The sequence below is a fragment of the Waltera sp. genome (genome assembly GCF_046969025.1).
Taxonomy (GTDB): Bacteria; Bacillota; Clostridia; order Lachnospirales; family Lachnospiraceae; genus Acetatifactor; species Acetatifactor acetigignens.
Window position 1 is genome coordinate 72,369 of sequence record NZ_JBKVQF010000016.1, and the last position, 19,371, is coordinate 91,739.

General features: G+C 49.8%; 15 protein-coding genes and 1 pseudogene. 10 read left to right on the forward strand and 6 right to left on the reverse strand.

From position 1 onward, the window contains the following. Positions 1-58: 58 nt before the first annotated feature. A complete protein-coding gene (locus tag ACLTOH_RS10150) occupies positions 59-1,201 on the reverse strand; it encodes a glycerate kinase (protein WP_412224067.1) in 1,143 nt (380 codons plus the stop codon). A 266-nt stretch (positions 1,202-1,467) separates the two neighbouring features. Here ACLTOH_RS10150 and ACLTOH_RS10155 point away from each other — a divergent pair, with 266 nt between their 5' ends. From ACLTOH_RS10155 to ACLTOH_RS10180, 6 genes are all read left to right on the forward strand, one after another. Further along, on the forward strand, positions 1,468-3,759 hold the full coding sequence (locus ACLTOH_RS10155) for a hydratase (protein ID WP_337415183.1): 2,292 nt from the start codon (positions 1,468-1,470) through the stop codon (positions 3,757-3,759). 86 nt (positions 3,760-3,845) lie between these two features. Next, the gene (locus ACLTOH_RS10160) at positions 3,846-4,370 is read left to right on the forward strand and encodes an SseB family protein (RefSeq protein ID WP_412224069.1); all 525 of its coding nucleotides are present in this window, start codon (positions 3,846-3,848) and stop codon (positions 4,368-4,370) included. Between the two features lie 404 nt (positions 4,371-4,774). Next, on the forward strand, positions 4,775-5,989 hold the full coding sequence (locus tag ACLTOH_RS10165; protein ID WP_262593744.1) for a hypothetical protein: 1,215 nt from the start codon (positions 4,775-4,777) through the stop codon (positions 5,987-5,989). A 241-nt stretch (positions 5,990-6,230) separates the two neighbouring features. After that, positions 6,231-7,130 (forward strand): M23 family metallopeptidase, encoded by a 900-nt coding sequence (locus ACLTOH_RS10170; protein WP_262593745.1) that lies wholly within the window; start codon positions 6,231-6,233, stop codon positions 7,128-7,130. Next, complete coding sequence (locus ACLTOH_RS10175; RefSeq protein WP_337769885.1) at positions 7,130-8,305, forward strand: amidohydrolase; 1,176 nt, start codon at positions 7,130-7,132, stop codon at positions 8,303-8,305. Before ACLTOH_RS10170 ends, ACLTOH_RS10175 begins: the two co-directional genes overlap by 1 nt. Positions 8,306-8,318: 13 nt before the next feature. Further along, positions 8,319-9,590: a cellulase N-terminal Ig-like domain-containing protein gene (locus ACLTOH_RS10180; protein WP_022312193.1), complete on the forward strand. Its 1,272-nt coding sequence runs from the start codon at positions 8,319-8,321 to the stop codon at positions 9,588-9,590. A gap of 5 nt (positions 9,591-9,595) precedes the next feature. On the opposite strand, the gene ACLTOH_RS10185 is transcribed toward ACLTOH_RS10180, so the two are convergent. From ACLTOH_RS10185 to ACLTOH_RS10195, 3 genes are all read right to left on the reverse strand, one after another. After that, complete coding sequence (locus ACLTOH_RS10185) at positions 9,596-10,330, reverse strand: lysophospholipid acyltransferase family protein (protein ID WP_262593747.1); 735 nt, start codon at positions 10,328-10,330, stop codon at positions 9,596-9,598. A 114-nt stretch (positions 10,331-10,444) separates the two neighbouring features. Then, entirely contained in the window at positions 10,445-11,302 is an 858-nt protein-coding gene (locus ACLTOH_RS10190; RefSeq protein WP_412224071.1) for a DegV family protein, read from the reverse strand. 27 nt (positions 11,303-11,329) lie between these two features. After that, positions 11,330-12,700 carry an NAD(P)/FAD-dependent oxidoreductase gene (locus tag ACLTOH_RS10195; RefSeq protein ID WP_227063646.1) on the reverse strand — a complete coding sequence of 457 codons (1,371 nt, stop codon included), beginning with the start codon at positions 12,698-12,700 and terminating at the stop codon, positions 11,330-11,332. Positions 12,701-12,933: 233 nt separating this feature from the next. Between ACLTOH_RS10195 and ACLTOH_RS10200 the strand changes: the two genes are divergently transcribed. From ACLTOH_RS10200 to ACLTOH_RS10210, 3 genes are all read left to right on the forward strand, one after another. After that, positions 12,934-14,313, forward strand: coding sequence for an MATE family efflux transporter (locus tag ACLTOH_RS10200; protein WP_022312189.1), 1,380 nt, complete (start codon positions 12,934-12,936; stop codon positions 14,311-14,313). Between the two features lie 76 nt (positions 14,314-14,389). Continuing rightward, complete coding sequence (locus ACLTOH_RS10205; RefSeq protein WP_412224073.1) at positions 14,390-15,778, forward strand: MATE family efflux transporter; 1,389 nt, start codon at positions 14,390-14,392, stop codon at positions 15,776-15,778. Positions 15,779-15,855: 77 nt separating this feature from the next. Then, positions 15,856-16,470 (forward strand): hypothetical protein, encoded by a 615-nt coding sequence (locus ACLTOH_RS10210; protein WP_337415190.1) that lies wholly within the window; start codon positions 15,856-15,858, stop codon positions 16,468-16,470. Positions 16,471-16,493: 23 nt separating this feature from the next. Here ACLTOH_RS10210 and ACLTOH_RS10215 read toward each other — a convergent pair whose 3' ends face one another. Beyond that, entirely contained in the window at positions 16,494-17,363 is an 870-nt protein-coding gene (locus tag ACLTOH_RS10215; protein ID WP_337537445.1) for a LysR family transcriptional regulator, read from the reverse strand. A 287-nt stretch (positions 17,364-17,650) separates the two neighbouring features. Between ACLTOH_RS10215 and ACLTOH_RS10220 the strand changes: the two are divergent. Then, a pseudogene (locus tag ACLTOH_RS10220) lies at positions 17,651-17,770 on the forward strand (hypothetical protein); the annotation flags it as partial. Positions 17,771-17,815: 45 nt separating this feature from the next. On the opposite strand, the gene ACLTOH_RS10225 reads toward ACLTOH_RS10220, so the two are convergent. Beyond that, entirely contained in the window at positions 17,816-18,793 is a 978-nt protein-coding gene (locus tag ACLTOH_RS10225) for a hypothetical protein (protein WP_262593754.1), read from the reverse strand. Between the last annotated feature and the right edge of the window lie 578 nt (positions 18,794-19,371).

Below are 19,371 nucleotides of genomic sequence, written 5' to 3' on the forward strand. Positions count from 1 at the left end.
AAACAATATTGAAACATACAAAGGGACATGGCCGGTGGGTCATGTCCTTTTGTGATTCTTAACGGTGAAAAATCTGAAGCGCCCGGAATACCTGCTCTACTGTATCCGTCATATTGGTCATGGCATTGTCGGTATGCATAGCCTCATCCAGGGATACCACGTTCCGCAGAATCGGGAAAAAGGCATCAATGCCCTCTGCGTTGCAGGCAACGGCCTCTTTGGCCACGCAGCCGGAAAAAGCAAGTACCGGTTTTTCATATTTTTTGGCAATCTTGGCAACACCGATGGGAGCTTTTCCCATAACCGTCTGACCGTCAAGGCGGCCTTCCCCGGTGATCACGACATCTGCATCCCGGATATATTTTTCCAGATGGGTTTCTTCCAGAATGATCTTAATACCGGATTCCAGTGTGGCATTGCAGAAGGTAAGAAAAGCAAATCCCATACCGCCGGCAGCACCGGCACCGGGATATTTGGCATCGGCATGAGGAAACTGTTCTCTGGCCAGAGCGGCATAATAAGCCAGCCATTTGTCCATCTGCAGGATCATAGTGGAAGTAGCGCCCTTTTGCGGTCCGTAGATGGCGGAACATCCCTGCTTTCCGCAGAGCGGGTTGGAGACATCGCAGGCTATGCGGAAAGTACATTCCTTGAGTTCGGGAAGCACATGATCCGTAGCGATGGATTCCAGATCCTCCAGTCCTTTGGCTCCGAAGCGGATCTGATTTCTGTTTTTATCCAGAAAGCCAAAGCCAAGTGCCTGCAGCATTCCGACACCGCCGTCATTGGTGGCACTGCCACCGATACCGACAATAAAATGCCGGCAGCCGTTCTGGATTGCATCTTTGATGACTTCGCCTACACCGTAAGTGGTGGTGTTCAGAGGATTCTTTTCCTCTCCGCTGACCTGGGTAATCCCGGCGGCACCGGACATTTCAATGATTGCGGTATGGGTCTCGTCGACGATGCCGTAAGGACAGACAACGGGGTGACCGGAAGGACCTGTGACCTGCACCTGTGTCATACGGCCGTCACAGCCGTTTACCAGAGCATCGACGGTGCCCTCCCCGCCGTCCGCCAGAGGACGGACGGTAATATGTGCATCTTTATAAACACGTTTGATCCCCGTGGCGGCGCTCAAACCTGCCTGCATGGAGGTCATACTTCCCTTGAAGGAATCGATAGCTATTACTACATTCATAAGGTTCCTTTCCGCTGCCGCCGGAATTCGGCCGACAACTGTCGTTTTCGTATAGATTTTCGGAAAATGGCATAATTTCTGAGGATATTATAGCAACACCGGAACAAAAGAGGAATGGTTCCCGGAGAAAAATAAAATTTAGCGTGGTACAGTGGCAAAAACATCCTATAAGATCATTGCATCTGAGAAAACAATCCAGTATAATGAAAGGAGTGCACATTTAGATGCACATTACGCATAAGAAGTGGAATAACAGGAGGACGAGCATGATTCAGTTAACACAGGGCGGCGCTTACCTGGTAAACGGTACGGACATCGTAGCGGATACCCCGGAAGCAGCCAGTCAGATACAGGCGAAGACCGGCATTACGATCTCCAAAGAAGAAGCAGCGAAAAACACCATGGCATATGGTATTCTGCAGGAGCATAATACCTCCGGCAATATGGACAAGCTGAAGATCCGTTTCGACAAGCTTACCAGCCATGATATTACCTTTGTAGGTATTATCCAGACCGCGAGAGCATCCGGACTGCAGAAGTTCCCCATGCCCTATGTACTGACCAACTGTCATAACTCCCTGTGTGCCGTAGGCGGCACCATCAACGAGGATGACCACATGTTTGGTCTGACCTGTGCGAAAAAATACGGCGGAGTCTATGTACCCCCTCATCAGGCAGTTATCCATCAGTTTGCCAGAGAGATGTTAGCCGGCGGTGGCAAGATGATCCTGGGTTCCGATTCCCATACCCGTTACGGTGCACTGGGTACCATGGCTATGGGCGAGGGTGGTCCCGAGCTGGTAAAACAGCTGTTGAACCAGACCTATGATATCAATATGCCCGGCGTGGTAGCTGTATACTTAAAGGGTGCTCCCGTGAAGGGTGTAGGTCCTCAGGACGTGGCACTGGCTATCATTGGCGCAGTATTCAAGAATGGCTATGTAAAAAATAAAGTAATGGAATTCGTAGGTCCCGGCGTGGCTTCCCTGAGTGCTGATTTCCGTATCGGCATTGACGTAATGACCACAGAGACCACCTGTCTGTCCTCCATCTGGAAGACCGATGACCAGATCCGTGAGTTCTATGAGATCCACGGACGTACCGAAGACTATAAGGAACTGAATCCCGGCCAGGTGGCATACTATGATGGATTGATCGAGGTGGATCTGGACAAGATCCGTCCTATGATTGCCATGCCGTTCCATCCCAGCAATACTTACACCATCGAAGAGCTGAATGCGAACCTGATGGATATTCTGGATGAGACGGAAAAGCGTGCGAAAGTAAGTCTGGACGGTGCGGTAGACTTCACTCTGAAAAATAAAGTAAAGAACGGCAAGTTCATTGTAGATCAGGGTATCATCGCAGGCTGTGCCGGCGGCGGATTCGAGAATATCTGTGCGGCTGCCGACATTCTGAAGGGCAGATACATCGGTGCGGATGAGTTTACTTTAAGCGTATATCCCGCATCCATGCCCATATACATGGAGCTGATCCGCAACGGCTGTGCGGCTACCATCTTAGAGACCGGTGCAGTGATGAAGACTGCGTTCTGTGGTCCCTGCTTCGGTGCCGGTGACACACCTGCCAATAACGCATTCAGTATCCGTCACTCTACCAGAAATTTCCCGAACCGAGAAGGCTCCAAACTGCAGAACGGCCAGATCGCTTCCGTAGCTCTGATGGATGCCCGTTCCATCGCAGCCACCGCAGCCAACAAGGGTGTGCTGACTTCCGCAACGGACTTCGATGGAGATTTCGGAAAATACAAATATCATTTCGATAGCAATATTTACAAGAACCGTGTCTTCGATTCCCACGGTGTGGCAGATGAGAGCGTAGAGATCCAGTTCGGCCCCAATATCAAGGACTGGCCCGCTATGGGTGCCCTACCTGAGAATCTGGTACTGCAGGTAGTATCCGAGATCCACGATCCCGTAACTACTACCGATGAGCTGATTCCATCCGGTGAGACCTCTTCCTACCGCTCCAATCCTCTGGGACTGGCAGAGTTCACTTTAAGCCGTAAGGATCCGCAGTATGTAGGACGTGCCAAGGAGATCCAGAAGGCAGAGAAAGAGCGTATGAACGGCGGACATCCCTGTCAGGCAGTTCCGGTACTGAAGGATGTTATGGGTGAAGTAAAGAAACAGTATCCCGATGCAAGTCGTGAGAACACCGGATTCGGTTCCACTATTTTCGCAGTGAAGCCCGGAGACGGCTCTGCCCGTGAGCAGGCTGCTTCCTGCCAGAAGGTATTAGGCGGCTGGGCAAATATTGCCAACGAGTATGCCACCAAGCGTTATCGTTCCAACCTGATCAACTGGGGCATGCTTCCTTTCCTGATCCAGCCCGGAGACCTGCCTTTCAAGAATCTGGATTACCTGTTCATTCCTGGTATTAAGAAAGCCGTGGAAGACAAGGCCGAGGAAATTAAGGCATATGTGGTAACAACAGGAGAAGGCATGAAGGAATTCACCCTGAAGCTGGGAGAGCTGACCGACGAAGAACGTCAGATCATACTGAAGGGATGCCTGATCAACTATAACCGAGTGTAACTATTCAGAGACATGTGACGAACCATCGCAGATGCGTTTCGCGAAGAGAGGCTGAATAGTTACAATGAGAAGTAAGGAGAAAAAATATGGAATTTAACAAACCGGTATCCAACCCCATGATGGTGGGATCCATTGAATTATTAAAAGCAGAGGACACCCCGGAACACAGACAGATGTTCCTGGATGAACTGCAGAAAGCAAAGTTACTGTCTCCGGTCGTGATCGATCCGGTGCCTGTGCCCGATGAAAACGGCCGGGTGACCATCGCAAGAGATGCCAAAGTACAGTTCCCGATGCTGTCCACCGAGGACGGTCGGAAGTTCTTCATGGCGTTCACTGACTGGACAGAGCTAAAAAGGTGGAGAGATGAGGAGAATCAGCAGACTTTCGCCATGAACTTTGACGATTATGCGGGAATGCTGCTGCGCAAAGATGCACAGGGCAATATCAGCCCGGCGCTGGGATTCGTGATCAATCCCTTCGGTGGCAACATCGTGGTGACCAGAGAAATGGTAGCCAGCATGATCGCAGCAAAGCTGAAAGCAGCCGGCAGACCGGTGCCTCCCGCACCCGGAACCCCTGGCGCTCCCACTCAGCCCAAACAGCAGTAAATTAACACTAAATAAAATGTCCATAGCGGACGATATAAGTAGTAGAGAGGTGACAAGGCCAGTCACTTCCTGCTACTTATTTTTTACAGTTTGATAATGACACCACGGATGGTAATCAGACAGAGGCATATTATATGTATTCTGTTTCTTTACCATCTTTTTTTAGTTTAACAGTTCAGCCATGCAATATCATATGTTCTGCGTGGATGCTGGCACACAAAGCAGAACATATGATATTGCATGAGCGGAGCGCCGCATGTATGAAATAAAAGATGAGCCGCTTAGCGGCGTCGACTGCGGAGCAGGCGCTTTTATGAATACATGCGGCGGTGAACTGTTAAACGTTACAGGAAGCGCGCCCTGTTGGTTCGTGGTGAGGTCGGGGAAAGGAGAAAATTACAGATTTGAGAATTGATTCCGCAAGCATAGGAATGGATTCCGCCAGAAGCTATCACGCTTCTAAGACAAGCGTCAGACGATTTGAGATAACGGATTATCAGGCAGGTCTGACAGATGTATCCACTAAGGGACAGAAGACACCGAATGGTGAGGATACCACACAGAACACGGAGGAACAGGAGAACACTGCAGAGAACACCACGATGACAGCCAAAGACTGGCAGAGTCGTTTGCTGGTATCTTCTGCCAGATGGGATATGCGAAGCAGTGCCAGTGAACAGACATTGTCTACCATCCGGGAATATACGGTGCGTTATATTTTTGATTTATTATTCCCGTCCAGGAACAGCACTTTGCGGGACTGGATGCAGGAAAACGGATGGAGCAGCGGTAATCAGACCGGAAACAGCTGGAATACAGGGAATAGCGTAAATAATACCCAGACGAATTCCGGCAGCACACAGGGAACCGCAACACCTGCGTCAGACGTGTTCAATCTGGTCACGTCCCGTGTGAAAATATTGAACTATGTGAGCGAGACCTGGAACATAGAACAGGAGGATACCAGTTTTTCCACCGTGGGAAGCGTACGGACCAAGGATGGCAGAGAGATCAATTTTAATGTAAATGTAAATATGAGCCGCAGATGCGAGGAATACTACAAAGAGCAACTCAATGTAGCAGAATTCACGCTCCATGATCCGCTGGTGATCAACCTGGATACTGATGTGGCAGAAGTGTCGGATCAGACCTTTTATTTTGATCTGGATGCCGATGGCAAGGAAGAAGAGATCTCCGTGCTGAATGGCAGCGGCTATCTGGCACTGGACAAGAACGGTGACGGCACTATCAACGACGGCAGTGAGCTGTTCGGCACCCGGAATGGGGATGGCTTTACAGATCTGGCGCAGTATGATGAGGATGGCAACGGCTGGATCGATGAGAACGATTCCATCTGGTCAAAATTAAAAATCTGGTGCAAGGATGAAAACGGCAACGACGTACTGTACAAACTTTCTGACAAGGGTGTCGGTGCTATCTGTCTGCAAAACGTTTCTACGGATTTTACCCTGCAGGGAGACCGTAAGGCTCAGGACGGCACTACCAATGCCAATGCGACCAATGCTGTGGTCCGCAAGACCGGTATTTTCTTATACGAAAACGGAAATGTGGGTACGGTACAGCACGTGGATATGGCTGCCTATGCCGCACAGGCATAGAATAAATATAACTATTCAGTTACTTCGCCCTATAAATAGCATCAAATGTTCTTACGAATGCAAACATTCGACGCTATTTACATGGCTCTGAATAGTTCCAAATAAATGCAAATTTCATATCGAAGACATTCTGAATAAAACCCATGAATCGGGCAAGACTATAGGATAAACCAGGGAAAGTGGTTGAAACGATTGTATAGCAGGCAGTTGACTCAGGGAACAGGAAGGATGCGGATAGGATATGAGAAGAAATAAAAAGAGCGGTATTAACAAAGAACGTATTATAATGTTAGCCTCTTCAGCCTTTGTACTGGCAGCATTGACCATGACAGGGGTCTATATGAAGGGGCAGAATGTGGAGTCCAGGGATGATGGTTATACCTTGGACTTCACTGCGCTTCCCAACAATGCGGATGACAAATTACAGGAGATCACGGAGAATAACGACGAACATCTTCTGAAGGAGGACGAGAACATCCCCGGACTGACGGCAAATAATACAGCGGGAAATGAGATCGCGGGAACTCCTGTCACCGAGGATGATCTGGACTATATGCCCCAGGAGGTAGGCTCCGGCAACGTAGAGATTCCGGGGCTGACGGATCAGGAGACCCTGCTGGAGGCCGCACAGAAAGAGCAGCAGAATTCCGATGCCGACCGACAAAAGGAAGAGACCGGGGGAAAGCAGACAGCAGGCGGGGATGTGGTCGTTGAGAAGACACTGCACTTTGCAGAAAGCGACGGATTACAGCAACCGGTGCAGAGTGATATTCTGATGCATTACTCTATGGACAAGAGCACTTATTTTGCTACACTGGATCAGTATAAATACAATCCCGCCACCATTTTTTCCGCGGAAGAAGGTACGGCAGTGACCGCCTGTGCGCAGGGAAAAGTGACTTCGATCTTCGAAAATGAGGAGATCGGCAAGGCGGTGACCCTGGATCTGGGTGACGGCTATGAGGCCACTTATGGACAGCTGACGGAGATCACAGTGAAAGAGAACTCCTATGTGAATCCCGGCGACACCATCGGCAGTGTGGCAGCGCCCACGAAATACTACAGCGCCGAAGGAAGCAACGTATACTTTGCTCTGACCCACAACGGGGAACCGGTGAACGGGGAGGCATTGTTCCGCTGATGTATATTGTAGGAGGCAGGATCCTGACCATGGCGGGCAGAGAGATCCCCGAAGGGATCCTGCAGATAAGAAACGGGAAAATTGCACAGGTAGGTGCCAGAGGTGAGGTGAAGTTACAGCCGGAAGAAGGAGAGCAGGTAGTGATCGCGAAAAATGCGCTGATCATGCCGGGCATCATTGAGGCACACTGCCATATGGGTATCATGGAAGAAAAAAAGAGCACGGAAGGGGATGACTGTAATGAGACAGTGGATCCCCTGACACCGACTCTGCGGGCTATCGATGGTATTAATCCCATGGATGCAGCCTTTGATGATGCGGTGCGGGCCGGAATTACTGCAGCCATGATCGGACCCGGAAGCTCTAATGTGGTGGGCGGCCAGTTTGCCATGGTAAAGACTAAGGGGCGCCGGATCGACGACCTGATCCTGAAATCACCGGCGGCCATGAAGGTGGCCTTTGGAGAGAACCCCAAGGTCAATTATTCCGGGCAGAACAAAAGTCCTGTCACTCGTATGGCCATCGCCGCCATGCTGCGCAGGGAACTCTGGGAGAGCAGAGAATATCTGCGGCAAAAGCAGGAAGCGGCGGAGAAGGGAGAGTATTTTGCACCGGATTTTGAAAAAGAGTGCTATCTTCCGGTACTGCGGGGAGACATCCCGTTAAAAGCCCATGTCCACCGGGTGGACGATATTTTCACAGCAATCCGCATTGCAAAAGAATTCGGTATAAAAATGACGATGGATCATTGCTCGGAAGGTCATCTGGTGGCGGAAGAACTGGCGAAGGAAGGATTTCCGGCCATTGTGGGACCGGATCTTACCAGCCGGAACAAGATCGAGGTGCAGAACATGTCTTTTAAGACCGCCGGAGTGCTGAACCGGGCCGGTGTGATGGTCGCCATCACCACGGATCATCCGGTGTCACAGATCCAGACACTGCCGTTGTGTGCCGGACTTGCGGTAAAAGCGGGACTTCCAATGGAGGAAGGTTTCCGGGCCATCACCATTTATCCTGCGAAAATCTGTGGCGTGGCAGACCGCATTGGCAGCCTGGAAGTGGGGAAAGATGCAGACATTGCCATTTTCGACGGAAATCCTATGGAAATTTTCACACGAACCCTTTATACTATTATCAACGGGGAGATCGTGTACTGTAATGTCCCCAGGGAATGACCGGAGGAATATTTTGAGATACAGCAGGAAAAGTGCAGGGATCCTGTCCCTGCTATTACTATTTAACAGTATAGGTATGAACGCCTGCGGGCAGGCAACGGCAGAGACAGGGCATGTAAGCATAAGTATGACCGGCATGGAAAACACACCGGTCATCAACTATACAGTGCCTACGCTGACACCCAATGTGCTGGTGGATCAGCAGGGGTATGCCGCGGTCGGTGAAAAACAGGCAGTGGTGAAGGGCAGACAGCCGGTAGAGACTTTCCGGCTGGTGGACCGGGAGACCGGAGAGACGGTCTATGAAGGCACGGTAAAGCAGACAGATTACAACGGGGAGCTGTCTCTGTACATCGGAACAGCGGATTTCACGGACTATACCGGGGAAGGTGAGTTCTATCTGGAGTGTGACAATGTGGGAAGATCCCTGACATTTTCTCTGAAAGAAGACCACTATCAGGAACTGTTGGAAGCGTTGTGCACGGATGTTCATGACAGATGTCAGGATCGCAGTATTACCGAGGATGAGATCATCACTTTGTTGGAGGCCTGTGAGTGGTATCCGCAGGTGCTTGCGGATGATAATGGCAATGATATCCCGGATCTGCTGGAATCTATTGCCGACTGGCTGGAAAAAACGGCCAACGACACAGAAAAGCCGGAACCGGAGAACATGTGTTACGTGGCGGTGATGGCAAAATTCAGTTATCTGTACCAGAAATATGATGTGCAATATGCCACACAATGTCTGCAGCATGCGTCGTCGGTGTACACCAAGCTGATGTCGACATCCGGCAGAGATGCGGAGAAATTCATGGCGCTGACGGAGCTTTACCGGGCGGCGGGACTCTACACTTACCGCAATCAGATCCTGGAGTATAAGGACTTTTTCGAGGACAATACCAGTTATCTGGAAGAAACGGCCTATCTGTATGGCTCCATGACGTATCTGGCCACCAGACAGCCGGTGGATGTGGACCTGTGCACTGTATTCATGGAAAGCATCCGGAATCGGGGCGAGGAGCTGGCCAAACGTTCCCATAACATGATCGATGCCGTAATGAATGTCAACAATGGAACCGAGGATCTTCTGAAGCGGGCAGAAGAATTGTCCTGTGCTAATTATGTGTTATACAGTTATCAGTACACGGAGATTTTAGAGGATTTTCTGCATTACCTGATGGGACGGAACCGGGATTCGGTGAGTTATTATCCCGAAGAGGGAGACGCTGCGGATTATCTGTTACTGATAGCCCAGCAGGTCTCCCTCGCGGATAGACATTAGAAAGATCAGATCAGTTCTTTGTTTTTGAAATAAGTTTCGGAGATAATATTCTGTACATAGGTGCCCATGCTCTTGCGAGTCTCCTTGTCCAGTTCCTTCGGATAAATAGGCTTACCGTATTCAATGACTACGGTGGCCTTTTTTATTTTCGGAAAATGATCTTCAAATACCGCAGCGGAATTCACAATAGTCATGGGGATAATGGGAACATTTGCTTTCTCTGCGATCTTGAAACTGCCCTCGTGGAAGGGAAGAAAAGTATCCTGGGTCTTGTTGCGGGTGCCCTCCGGGAAGATGCAGATGGAAATCCCGTTTTTGGCTTTCTCAATGGCCTGCAGAATGGTTTTCAGTCCTGCCTTGATGTCCTGGCGATCCAGAAAGAGACAGTGAAGATCTTTCATCCAGATGTTAAGCAGGGGCCATTTTAACATTTCTTTTTTCGCAATATAACCGGTAGGTCTGGGAACACGGACGTAGGTCAGCACCACATCGAAAAAGCTGCGATGATTGCCGACGTACAGCACAGCAGTGTCGGTGGGAATGTTCTCTTCCCCGATGGCAATGACTTTCGTGCCGGAAAGACGGATGACCCAGCGGAAGGCCCAGTTTACAATGGCCAGGGAACTGCGGTCCTTAAGACAGGGGTTAAATTTACCGATGATCCATTCCACCAGCATTAACGGCGTGGACAGGATCAGGAATAATACTACAAATAATACGACGAATATAAAACGGATCATAATAATACCAATGCCTTTCAGTAACCTGCAAACTTTCAGGTGCCTTGGCACCTTGTGCAGGCACAAATTTGCGTGTGAAAAATTAATTTTTCACACGAAACTCCTTCGGATTTTTTATTTAGCAATGAAAAGTACGCCTAACGTGCCGGGACCACAATGGCTGGAGACTACACCACCTGCTCTGGTTTCCAGAATCTCGTCAAAGATTCCCAGACTTTCCAGATAGGAACGAACCGCTTCCACAATCTCCCGGTCGCAGCCGGAGTGGGTGATGAAGACTCTGTCGGGAACGGCATTCTTCAGATCCTCTTCCATGTCTCTGGTGTAGGAGAGGATGACAGAACTTAATTTTCCACGGTATTTTTTGGAGGCATCCATGGCACCATCCACCACGACGATCCGGGGATGAAGCTTTAACATACCACCGGCCAGAGCCGCTACCGCGCTGCATCTGCCACCGCGGTGAAGGTAGGTCAGGGTATCTACGACGAAGCTGGCCCGGACTTTGGGACGGATGGCTTCGATGGCAGTAGTGATCTCTGTGGCTGTTTTCCCTTCAGAAGCCAGAATGGCAGCCTGTATTACCTGCAGACCGATGCCGGTGGACAGGTTTGCGGAGTTGATGATGGTGACTTTGTCGGAAGCTTCCAGTTCTTCTGCAGCAAGCCGCATAACGTTGCCGGAGGTGGACATGCTGTCGGAGATGGAGAAACAGATGATCTCCCGGCCTTCTTCCACAAAAGGCTGCATGACTTCCATGGCCTCGGTCAGAGAAGGAGCAGAGGTCTTGGGCGTGGTCTTGTTTTCATCGGACCACCGGAAAATTTCTTCCGGCGTAATATCCACGCCATCGCGGTATTCATCCTCGCCCAGCAGAATGTGCAGAGGCAGGATGGTAATGTCATACTTTTCCACTAATTCTTTTGACAGATCACAGGTACTGTCAGAGATGATCTTAACTGTCTGTGCCATAGAATCTACCTTCCTTTTTATTAGTAATTATTCCCCTTTGGCGATCTGCCTTGCGACATAGACACCGCTGGCGGATGCATGGGACAGGGAATGAGTCACACCGCTGCCGTCACCGATGATGTACAGGCCCTTGTGACAGCTTTCCAGATGTTCGTCCAGTTCCACTTCCATATTATAGAATTTGACTTCCACACCGTAGAGCAGGGTATCGTCATTGGCGGTACCGGGTGCGATCTTGTCCAGTGCGTAGATCATTTCGATGATACCGTCTAAGATACGCTTGGGCAGTACCAGGCTTAAATCACCGGGAGTTGCGGACAGGGTAGGCTCTACCATGCCCTCGGCAATACGCTTCGCATTACTGCGGCGTCCTCTCACCAGATCGCCGAAACGCTGTACGATAACACCGCCGCCCAGCATGTTGGAGAGACGGGCGATACTTTCACCGTAGCCGTTGCTGTCCTTGAAGGGCTCGGAGAAATGCTTCGCTACCAGCAGGGCAAAGTTGGTGTTCTCTGTCTGCTTGTCGGCTCCTTCGTAGCTGTGGCCGTTTACGGTGACGATGCCGTTGGTGTTCTCATTTACGACGATACCGTGGGGATTCATACAGAAGGTACGCACGGAATCCTCGAATTTTTCAGTGCGGTATACGATCTTGCTCTCATAGAGTTCATCGGTCAGATGAGAGAAGATGACTGCGGGCAGTTCCACCCGGACGCCGATATCCACGCGGTTGGACTTGGTGTTGATGTCCAGATCTTTACAGATCTGCTCCATCCATTTGCTGCCGCTGCGGCCTACGGAAATAATGCACTTGTCGCAGTCGTAAGAAGCGTTTTCGCAGCAGATACGGTAACCGTCACCAACGGTCTCCACCGTTTTCACCGGGGTATCGAAATAGAAAGTCACTTTATCCTTCAGTTCTGCGTACAGATTTTCCAGCACGATGAAGTTGATATCTGTACCCAGGTGACGTACGGAAGCGTCTAACAGGTTCAGCTTGTTCTGCATGCAGATCTTTTTGAAAGAGGTACCAGCAGTGGAATACAGCTTCGTGCCTTCACCGCCGAACTTCATGTTGATGTCATCCACATATTTCATCAGGTCGATGGCCTGACTCCTGCCGATATACTCGTAGAGAGTGCCACCGAAAGCGTTGGTGATATTGTATTTTCCATCGGAAAAAGCACCGGCACCACCGAAACCGCTCATGATGGAACAGCTCTTACAGTTGATGCAACTCTTGATCTTGTCACCGTCGATAGGACAGTGGCGCTTCTCCAGAGGGTGACCGGATTCGAAAACGGCAATTTTCAGGTCGGGATTCTGTTGCACCAGTTCATAAGCGGAGAAGATACCGCCGGGGCCGGCACCGATAATGATTACGTCATATTTCATAGGGATAAGTTTCCTTTCTCTTTGCTCTCTTGTAAGGATTTGCGGGATGTATCATCACTTTGAAAAACCAAAAACATTCAAAATATAGTATACCATATTTTTAGATAAAAAGGGGAATAGAAATATAGCAAAATATGTGATAAAATCATAAGTTATAGCGGTTCTTCTGCAGATGCGGATGAACGGTGCGGGAAGATAACGGGATTAGGAAGAGAATTACAGGAAATGAAATTATGGAAGCAACACAGAAGAAAAACAAATATGAAATAGATATGTGCAATGGCACGATTATGGACAAGCTGATCTCCTTTGCACTGCCCCTGATGGTGTCCAGCATTTTGCAGCTGCTGTTCAATGCAGTGGATATCATTGTGGTGGGACGGTTCACCGGAAGTCAGGCGCTGGCGGCTGTAGGTTCCACCACGGCATTGATCAATATGTTCGTCAATCTGTTTATCGGCGTTTCTCTGGGAGCCAATGTATTGTCCGCCAGATTCTATGCTGCCGGGAAAGAGCGGGAGATGAGCGAGACAGTACATACAGCTATGACCTTTGCATTGATCAGCGGTATTGTCATGGTATTCGTAGGGCTGTTCTGCACCCGGGGAGCGTTGGAACTGATGGATACCCCGGCGGATGTTATTGATCAGGCGGCATTATATATGAAAATTTATTTCTGCAGCATGCCCTTTTTCATGCTGTACAATTACGGAGCTGCAGTTCTGCGGGCGGTGGGAGACACGAAGCGTCCGCTGTTGTTCCTGATCATATCCGGAGCCATCAATGCGGTATTGAACCTGTTTCTGGTCATTGCTTTTTCCATGGGTGTGGCGGGGGTAGCCATTGCTACAGTGATCTCTCAGGTGATCTCCTGTGTGCTGGTATTATGGTGCCTGTTTACTACGGACAGCTGTTACCGGCTGCAGATTTCAAAGCTGGGAATAAAAGGGGAGTATCTGCTGCAGATCTTTCAGGTGGGGGTTCCGGCGGGGATCCAGAGCGTTGTCATCAATTTCTCCAATGTTCTGCTGCAGTCCTCGGTGAATTCCTTCGGCTCCATCGCCATGGCAGGCTATACGGCGGCCAATAATATCTTTGGATTCCTGTTCGTGTCGGTGAATTCCATTACCCAGGCGTGTATGAGCTTCACCAGTCAGAACTACGGTGCCGGGAAGAAAAAACGTATGGACAGGGTACTGATCGATTGTATGATCCTGTCGGTGATCGTAGCGGTAACGCTGGGCGGAAGCGCCAATCTCTTCGGTCCGCAGCTGCTTCACATTTACACAACGGATGCGGACGTTATTGCCTGTGGAACGGAGATTCTGCTGTATACGACGTTGACTTACTTTTTATGCGGCATCATGGATCTGATTCCGGGAGCCTTGCGGGGCATGGGACATTCGGCGGTACCTATGATATTGTCCATTATCGGTACGGTGGGAACGAGAATCTTCTGGATCTACGGAGTATTCCCAACGCACCGGTCGTTGATGGTACTGTTTTTATCTTATCCGGCCTCCTGGCTGGCAACGATCCTGCTGCAGGCGGTATGTTTCTATTTTGTCAGAAAGAAAGTACACAGCACCATGCCGCAGGAAGAACCGTTATAAGCGGTCGGTTTTCGGGAGTGAAAGTCCCGGGATGATCGAGCGTATGTAGGGATTATTTAGAAAATTGAGGGAAATTATGTTAGCAAAATTAAAGAAAAAATATATTGGAGACTGGGATTTTTACAAGAAGTATCTTTTACTGGCTATTCCCATGATCCTGCAGAATGCCATTACCAATCTGGTAAGCTTTCTGGATAACATCATGGTGGGACAGCTGGGAACAGAACAGATGTCCGGCGTTGCCATTGTGAATCAGCTGATCTTTGTATACAATCTGGCAATCTTCGGAGCTGTGTCAGCTGCCAGCATCTTTGGTGCCCAGTATTTCGGAAAGGGCAATCATAAGGGACATATGTATTCCTTTCGGTTTAAGCTGTATGCCACGCTGTTGGTGACAGGCGGAGCGATCATTCTGTTCCTGACGAAAGGTTCCGCACTGATCTCCCTGTATCTGACGGATACGGTGGGGAACGGGGCCACGGACTTGGCACTGCAGTACGGACTGGAATATCTGGCCATCATGATGGTGGGACTGATCCCTTTTGCGGTGAACCAGTCCTACGCGACAAATATAAAAGAGACCGGGCAGACCCTTATCCCGATGCTGGCCAGCTTTGTGGCGGTGGGTACTAATGCGATTCTGGACTATCTGATGATCTTCGGCATCGGTCCTTTCCCGGAGCTGGGAGTGCAGGGGGCGGCGCTGGCTACCGTTATTGCCCGTTACATTGAGGCACTGATCGTGGTGATCTGGGCACACATCCATCGGGGAAAAAACCGCTATCTGGAGGGAGCTTACACCGGCTTTGGTATTCCGCTTGCGGAATTGAAGGCGATCCTGATCAAGGGATTTCCGCTGATGATGAACGAGGTGATGTGGGCAGCGGGCATGACAACGGTGACCCAGTGTTATTCCGTCAGAGGTCTGGACGTGGTGGCGGGACTGAACATTGCCTCCACCATCACGAACCTGTTTAACATCGTCTACCTCCAACTGGGATCCTGCATCAGCATTGTGGTGGGACAGTATCTGGGGGGCGGGAAATTGGAGGATGCCAAGGATGCGGACAACAAGATGATCGTGTTCAGTGTCTTCTGCTGTGTGATTATGGCGGTGTTAATGTTTGTGGTGGGAGGATTTTTCCCAGGCATTTACAATACCACAGAGGAGATCAAGACACTGGCTACCAGTTTTATTGCGGTATCAGCCATCATCATGCCCTTCTGTGCCTTCAGCCATGCGTCGTATTTCACCCTGCGTTCCGGTGGTAAGACCGTGGTGACGTTCCTGTTTGATTCCGTATTTACCTGGGTGATCGTGGTGCCGGCGGCATATCTGCTGGCGCATTTCACCGGACTGGGCATCGTAGGCATTTATTTCCTGGTGCAGGGCACGGAACTGATCAAGGTGATCATTGGTTACATCATGGTGAAGAGTAATGTCTGGGTGGTCCAGATGGTATAAATTACTATTTGTGCCGTCAGCCGAAGGCTGCGGGATGGAGATTGGCATGAAAAATAGGAGAAGGGCGGGAAACTGACATGAAAATGAACATGGTTCAGAAAATTTTACTGATCGTAGGAGGCGCATTTGCGGGGATCGGTGCAGTGCTGACAATGATATTCGGAAGCATCGGCATGGTGTTCCGGCCCATGAGTGCATTTCTGGCATTGCCGCTGTTTTTCCTGATACTGGGCATTTGTTTTATTGCAGCAGTATTATTCGGGCAGCATAAAAAGTCACTCATCGTAAAAAACGGAATCAGATATGCCGCCAAGATCTACGGTTACGTGGAGAATACGGCGTATATGGTAAACGGCAGATTCCCGGTGAATGTGATCGTGCATTATTTTGACAAGAATCAGATCGAGCGGGAGGCAGTGATTCCCACCGCGTTTGAAAAGGGCGCTTCGACCTATCCCATCGGTATGACCATGGATATCTACGAATATCAGGGAAAATACGGCTGGGATCCGGATTCCGTCCGGGATGAGATTCTGTCGGGAGAGCAGGAACTGATGGACGATAAGCCCGTGGATCCTTCCAAGCTTCGCATGACCGCCGTGCAGTGTCCGAACTGCGGTGCTTCCTATCAGGCGGCAGCAGGATATACCGGACGCTGCCCGTATTGCGGAAGCTATCATAATGTAGAATAGCAGAATAGTTGAGCTGGGGTGGATCAGTGGATCGTTTCCTGCAAATACCGCAGCATCGTCTGTGACACCACGGAGTTGGTGGTCTTGGAGAAAGCCAGTCCCAGCGTACGGTGACAACTGGGAGATAAGGGTCTGGAGACCACACCCCGTGCGAAAGCTTTTAATACCAGTTCCTGAGAGATGGTGACACCGAGACCGTTCCGGACGAAGGACATGATCAGGGTATCGTCCCGGAAGCTGTAAGAGATCTTTGGGCGGACAGGGCATTTGGTCAGCAGATGCTGGATGTCGTTGTCACAGCCGGGGGTCTCGATGATCAGAGGATATTCGAACAGTTCCGGCAGGGTGACGCTGTTTTTGGCAGCCAGCGGATGTCCCTCGGGGAAAACAGCGCACAGCGGATCATTCAACAGTGGATAAAAGGTCAGATCATCCGCCACGATGGAGGATAAAAATCCACAATCCACCTGCCCGTGAATGATCCAGTCCCGGATCTCATCATAATTGCCGTCAAAAATTTCTACATCCACTTTCGGATAATTTTCCCGGAAAAAATGAACCACATCCGGCATCCACAGAGCAGTGATGCTGGAAAAACTACCGACCCGCAGTTTCCCCTCAATCTTATTGTTGATATTGAAGGCGGCCTGGCGCAGCTTGTCTTTCTGGTTGACCATTTCCTGAATGTAAGGGATGAGGCGGGCACCGTTGTCAGTGAGGCTGACACCCCGTTTAACCCGGGCAAAAAGCTGCACACCCAGTTCTTCCTCCAGTCCCGCCATCATCTGGCTGATGCCGGACTGGGTATAATTCAGTGCTTCCGCCGCTTTGGAGAAGCTTCCCGTTTCACATACTTTTAAAAATATCTCGTAACGGTCTTTTTGTTCTTTCATGATCTTCACCCCGTAAATTTATGAATTTCAAATTCATTGTTCACCAATTATGCGAGCAGATTGGCTTTCTTGCACTCATTATAGTATAAGCTCACGAATATCCTGCGAAGCAGGATATTCGTGAGCTGATGAGTCCAAAAAACAAATGTCTGCTTTGCAGCCACTTATTTTCTCTTGAGACTCATCACATTACAAAAACTTATGCATACCAATAAAAACATTCGTTTTACTGATAGTATAGCATAGGCTATCCTCATGTCACAAGTGTTTTAAGGAGCGTGAATCATATGGAAAATAGAACAAGTAATTTCTCCGGGCAGATCGGTTTCGTGCTGGCGGCGGCCGGAAGCGCGGTGGGTGTGGGCAATCTGTGGAGATTCCCTTATCTGGCGGTCAAGGATGGCGGCTGTCGTGAGACAAGGATGTGATTCTTTCGGTAAGATTAGAGTATCCTACGATGCGGGGGCTCTGAAATCTGCATCCAGCTCAATACAGTTGGACTGCCTTTGTTCCAACAGGGGCAGTTTCTCCTGAGTTGCAGGTTGAGTTTGTTCTGGCAGGATCAGAATATCCTGAGTCACAGGTGCACCGAAATCCGTATCCAGCTCGATACAGTTGGACTGTCTTTCTTCTAACAAGGGCAACTTGTCTTGGGGAGCGAACTGCGTTTCTTCTGGCAAGGGCAGAATGTCTGGAGTCGTTGACTGCGTTTCTTCCGGCAAGATCAGAATGTCTGGAGTCGTTGATTGCGTTTCTTCCGGCAAGATCAGAATATCCTGCGTCACAGGAGCTTCGGAACTTGTATATTGAAGCTGGATGGTTTCGAGGATGCGGTTGAAATCTGTTTCCAGAGTGTACCAGTCTGTTAACGGAATAGTGGCTTCCAGCTGTAGGGTATTTCCCTGTAAAGGGACATCGGGATTGGATAATGTAATGTAAATCCAGTATTTTTGTTCTGTCTGGTAGATCTCGGTATTTTTCCAGCCGTTTAAGTTGCTGTCGGGCAGAGTGATCTCCTCGCTGGTGACGCCGGTGCCGCAGATTCCCGGGACGGGAGCATAGATAAGCGTAAAAGTATCCTCCGGGTATGCGATGTTCCAGAAGATGATAGCATCGGTCGTGGTGGTACCTGCGAAAGTTAAATTGCGGATCTCATAGTCCCAGGTCTCCGGAAGGGACAGGGAGAACTGCACCGGTCCCAGATCACAGATAGCTTCATTCCCCATGGATATCGCCAGATCGTCGGCAGGCCCGCTTTCCGGGCATTCTGTAGGAACGAGGCTTTCCGCGATGACCGGGGCGATTGGCCCGGTGGGGGCCGTGGAATTTTGCACTCCTACAGAATCCTCCAGGCCCCCGGTAGAACCACATCCTGCCAAGGAAAGCGTAAGAATCGTTGTCAGTGTTGATAGTAAAATAGCCTTCTTCATAAAGATACCCTCCCAAAATCGTGAAGTGTTATGGTGATCACATTATAATAAGACGAATATTGGGCGGGGAAGTTTCGGTAAATAGAAAGTTACGCGAGCAATGAGCCGCGCATAGGCATAGTGAAGACAGCGATGGGCGCTCGCGCATGATTCGCTGTCTTTACTTATGCCGAGATGTGGCGAACGCCGCGATATGAAATAAGATTGGCAGCGCTTTATGCTGACAATCTTATGAATAGCGTAGCTCATTGCGGAGGGTTTTATCTTCGGGACAAAGTAGAAGAAAAATGTAAATTACGCCCCGCTTGTCGGAAACTTCCGGGGCTCAGCAGAGAAAAAACATTGATTACGCCCCGCTTGTCGGAAACTTCCGGGGCTCAACAGAGAAAAAACACGGATTACGCCCTGCTTGTCGGAAACTTCCGGGGCTCAACAGAGAAAAAACACGAATTACGCCCCGCTTGTCGGAAACTTCCGGGGCTCAGCAGAGAAAAAATGTAGATTACGCCCCGCTTGTCAGGAACTTCCGGGGCTCAGCAGAGAAAAAACGTAAATTACAGGGCATTTCGTAACGTAGG

Bases quoted from the DNA above. Each gene is read 5' to 3' on its own strand.
- ACLTOH_RS10175 (WP_337769885.1), top strand. From the start codon at position 7,130: ATGTATATTGTAGGAGGCAGGATCCTGACCATGGCGGGCAGAGAGATC.
- ACLTOH_RS10205 (WP_412224073.1), top strand. From the start codon at position 14,390: ATGTTAGCAAAATTAAAGAAAAAATATATTGGAGACTGGGATTTTTAC.
- ACLTOH_RS10170 (WP_262593745.1), top strand. From the start codon at position 6,231: ATGAGAAGAAATAAAAAGAGCGGTATTAACAAAGAACGTATTATAATG.
- ACLTOH_RS10160 (WP_412224069.1), top strand. From the start codon at position 3,846: ATGGAATTTAACAAACCGGTATCCAACCCCATGATGGTGGGATCCATT.
- ACLTOH_RS10185 (WP_262593747.1), bottom strand. From the start codon at position 10,330: ATGATCCGTTTTATATTCGTCGTATTATTTGTAGTATTATTCCTGATC.
- ACLTOH_RS10215 (WP_337537445.1), bottom strand. From the start codon at position 17,363: ATGAAAGAACAAAAAGACCGTTACGAGATATTTTTAAAAGTATGTGAA.
- ACLTOH_RS10200 (WP_022312189.1), top strand. From the start codon at position 12,934: ATGGAAGCAACACAGAAGAAAAACAAATATGAAATAGATATGTGCAAT.
- ACLTOH_RS10225 (WP_262593754.1), bottom strand. From the start codon at position 18,793: ATGAAGAAGGCTATTTTACTATCAACACTGACAACGATTCTTACGCTT.
- ACLTOH_RS10190 (WP_412224071.1), bottom strand. From the start codon at position 11,302: ATGGCACAGACAGTTAAGATCATCTCTGACAGTACCTGTGATCTGTCA.
- ACLTOH_RS10195 (WP_227063646.1), bottom strand. From the start codon at position 12,700: ATGAAATATGACGTAATCATTATCGGTGCCGGCCCCGGCGGTATCTTC.
- ACLTOH_RS10150 (WP_412224067.1), bottom strand. From the start codon at position 1,201: ATGAATGTAGTAATAGCTATCGATTCCTTCAAGGGAAGTATGACCTCC.
- ACLTOH_RS10155 (WP_337415183.1), top strand. From the start codon at position 1,468: ATGATTCAGTTAACACAGGGCGGCGCTTACCTGGTAAACGGTACGGAC.
- ACLTOH_RS10210 (WP_337415190.1), top strand. From the start codon at position 15,856: ATGAAAATGAACATGGTTCAGAAAATTTTACTGATCGTAGGAGGCGCA.